General features: G+C 72.2%; 1 protein-coding gene. It reads right to left on the bottom strand.

The window, feature by feature from the left end:
• On the bottom strand, positions 1-2,999 hold a 2,999-nt coding region (locus tag ACFVH0_RS40420), incomplete at both ends, for a beta-ketoacyl synthase N-terminal-like domain-containing protein (RefSeq protein ID WP_385828426.1).

Below are 2,999 nucleotides of genomic sequence, written 5' to 3'. Positions count from 1 at the left end.
GAGAGACGTGGCGGGTGTGGTGGGGGTGGTGGGTGTGGTGGAGACGGTGCCTGTGGCGTGCAGGGTCCAGGTGCCGGTCTCGGTGCTGGAGTGGATGGTGACCGAACGGCGGTCATCGGTCTCCGCGGCGCCCACGACGACCTGGAGAACGACCGCGCCGTGCTCCGGGAAGACCAACGGAGCCTGAATGGTCAGCTCATCCAGTACGTCGCAGTCGACATGGTGGCCCGCGTGGAGTGCGAGTTCCACGAAGGCGGTGCCGGGGAGCAGGACGGAGCCGAAGACCGCGTGATCGGCGAGCCACGGGTGCGAGTCCAGCGACAACCGGCTCGTGAACAGCGAGACATCCTCGCCCGCGACGCCGACCGAACCGGCCAGCAGCGGGTGTTCGGCAGCCTCCAGGCCGGCCGAGGACAGACTCGTACGGCTGCTGCCGCCCAGCGCCGACGCCAGCCAGAAACGCTCGTGCTCGAACGCGTACGTCGGCAGATCCACCGGACGTGCCCCTGTACCGGCGAACACGGCCGACCAGTCCACGGACTCGCCCGCGACATGAGCCTCAGCGAGGGCGACCAGCTCGGCGTCCTGAGCGTCCCGGTCGGGGAACACGAACACCCGGCCTGCCGAGGGCTCCGCCCCTGCGACCGTCTCCAGCGCGGTCAGGAAGTCCGCGCGCTCGGCCGCCACGATCACGACCCGGTGCTCGAACCGGGAACGCGTCAGCGAAAGGGAATGCCCGATGTCGAGGAGCGACGGAACGGAGTCCGACCGCAACTGCGCGAGCAGCCGCTCGGCCTGACCCGCCAACGCCTGCTCCGACTTGGCAGACAGCACCCACGGGATCGCAGGCAGTGCGACCTCCGGCTCCTCGGCCGGTGCCGGCTCCTCCTGCGGCTGCTCCAGGATGATGTGGGCGTTGGTGCCGCTGATCCCGAACGAGGAGACGGCGGCCCGGCGCGGACGGTCGCCCGTCTCGGGCCATGCACGGCTCTCGGTGAGGAGTTCCACCGCGCCCGCCGACCAGTCGACGTGGGTGGACGGTTCGTCCACGTGCAGCGTGGACGGCATGACGCCGTGGCGCATGGCCATGACCATCTTGATGATGCCGGCGACGCCGGCGGCGGCCTGGGTGTGGCCGAGGTTGGACTTCACAGAGCCGAGCCAGAGCGGCCGGTCCTCCGGGCGGTCCTGCCCGTACGTGGCGAGCAGCGCCTGGGCTTCGATCGGGTCGCCCAGGGAGGTGCCGGTGCCGTGGGCCTCGACGATGTCGACCTGGTCGGCGGAGACCTTGGCGTTGGCGAGGGCCTGGCGGATCACGCGTTGCTGCGACGGGCCGTTCGGGGCGGTGAGGCCGTTGGACGCACCGTCCTGGTTCACGGCGGAACCGGCGACGACCGCCAGGACCCGGTGCCCCTTGCGCCGGGCCTCCGAGAGCCGTTCGACCAGCAGAACGCCGACGCCCTCGCCCCAGCCCGTGCCGTCCGCATCGTCCGAGAACGACTTGCACCGACCGTCGGAGGCGAGACCACGCTGACGGCTGAACTCGGCGAAGGTCGTCGGCGTCGACATGACGGTCACGCCGCCGGCGAGCGCCATCTCGCACTCACCCGTGCGCAGCGCCTGGATCGCCCAGTGCAGCGCGACGAGGGACGAGGAGCAGGCGGTGTCCACGGTGACGGCCGGGCCTTCGAGTCCCAGCGCGTACGCGACCCGGCCCGAGAGCACGCTTCCGGACGTACCCAGCCCCAGGAAGGCGTCGACCCCGGCGGGAATCGACTCCGCCCCCGATCCGTAGTCGTGGTACATCAGCCCCGCGAAGACGCCGGTACGGCTGCCCCGGAGCGTGTCCGGGTCGATGCCCGCCCGCTCCAGCGCCTCCCAGGAGGCTTCGAGGAGGAGCCGCTGCTGCGGGTCCATCGCCAGGGCCTCGCGCGGCGAGATCCCGAAGAACCCGGCGTCGAACATCCCCGCGTCGTGCAGGAAACCGCCTTCGAGCGTGAGCGAACGGCCCTCCGCGTCGTCGGCCACGGCGTCCGCGTACAGCCGCGCGAGATCCCAGCCGCGGTCGGTCGGGAACGGGGCGATGCCGTCGCCACCTGCGGCGACCAGCTGCCACAGGTCCTCGGGGCCGGTCACGCCGCCGGGGTAGCGGCAGCTCATGCCGACGATCGCTATCGGGTCGTCGGCCCCGGCAGCCGTGGTGACAAGGGTGCCCGCGCCCTGCGCACCGCCATCGCCGACCAGCTCCGTGGTCAGGAAGTCGGCGAGGGCGGTGGCGGAGGGGTGGTCGAAGACGAGGGTGGCGGGCAGGCGCAGGCCGGTGGCCTTGCCGAGGCGGTTGCGGAGTTCGACGGCGGTGAGGGAGTCGAAGCCCAGCTCGGTGAAGGCACGCTGGGCCGGGACGGCGTCGCCGGAGGCGTGGCCGAGCACGGCCGCGACCTCGCTGCGTACGACATCCAGCACCAGCTGGAGACGCTCCTCGGCCGAGCGGCCCGCCAGTCGGCCGGCCAGGCCGCCCGCGGCGGAGCCGTCCTGTGCCACAGCGCGCCGCTGCGGTGCTCGCACCAGGCCGCGCAGCAGGTGCGGGACCTCTGCGCCCTGGGCTGCCGACTTGCGGACGACGGGCAGGTCGATACGGACCGGAACCAGCACGGCGGCATCGGTCGCCATGCCCGCGTCGAAGAGCTTCAGGCCCTCCTCGTTCGACAGCGGTGGCACACCCGCGCGCCGCATGCGTGCGATGTCGGCCGCGTCGAGGCGTCCTGCCATGCCGCCTTCGGCCCAGGGGCCCCAGGCGAGGGAGGTGGCGGGTAGTCCTTGGTCGCGGCGGTGCTGGGCGAGCGCGTCGAGGAACGCGTTCCCGGCGGCGTAGTTGGCCTGGCCCGCGGAGCCCAGGACTCCGGCGGCGGAGGAGAAGAGGGTGAAGAAGGAGAGGTTGAGGTGGGTGGTGAGTTGGTGGAGGTGCCAGGCGGCGTCGACTTTGGGGCGTAGGACGGTGG

The sequence above is a fragment of the Streptomyces sp. NPDC127117 genome, from assembly GCF_042677325.1.
GTDB lineage: Bacteria > Actinomycetota > Actinomycetes > Streptomycetales > Streptomycetaceae > Streptomyces.
Note: the sequence above shows the minus strand (reverse complement) of the source record. Positions and strands in the feature narration are given on the sequence as shown.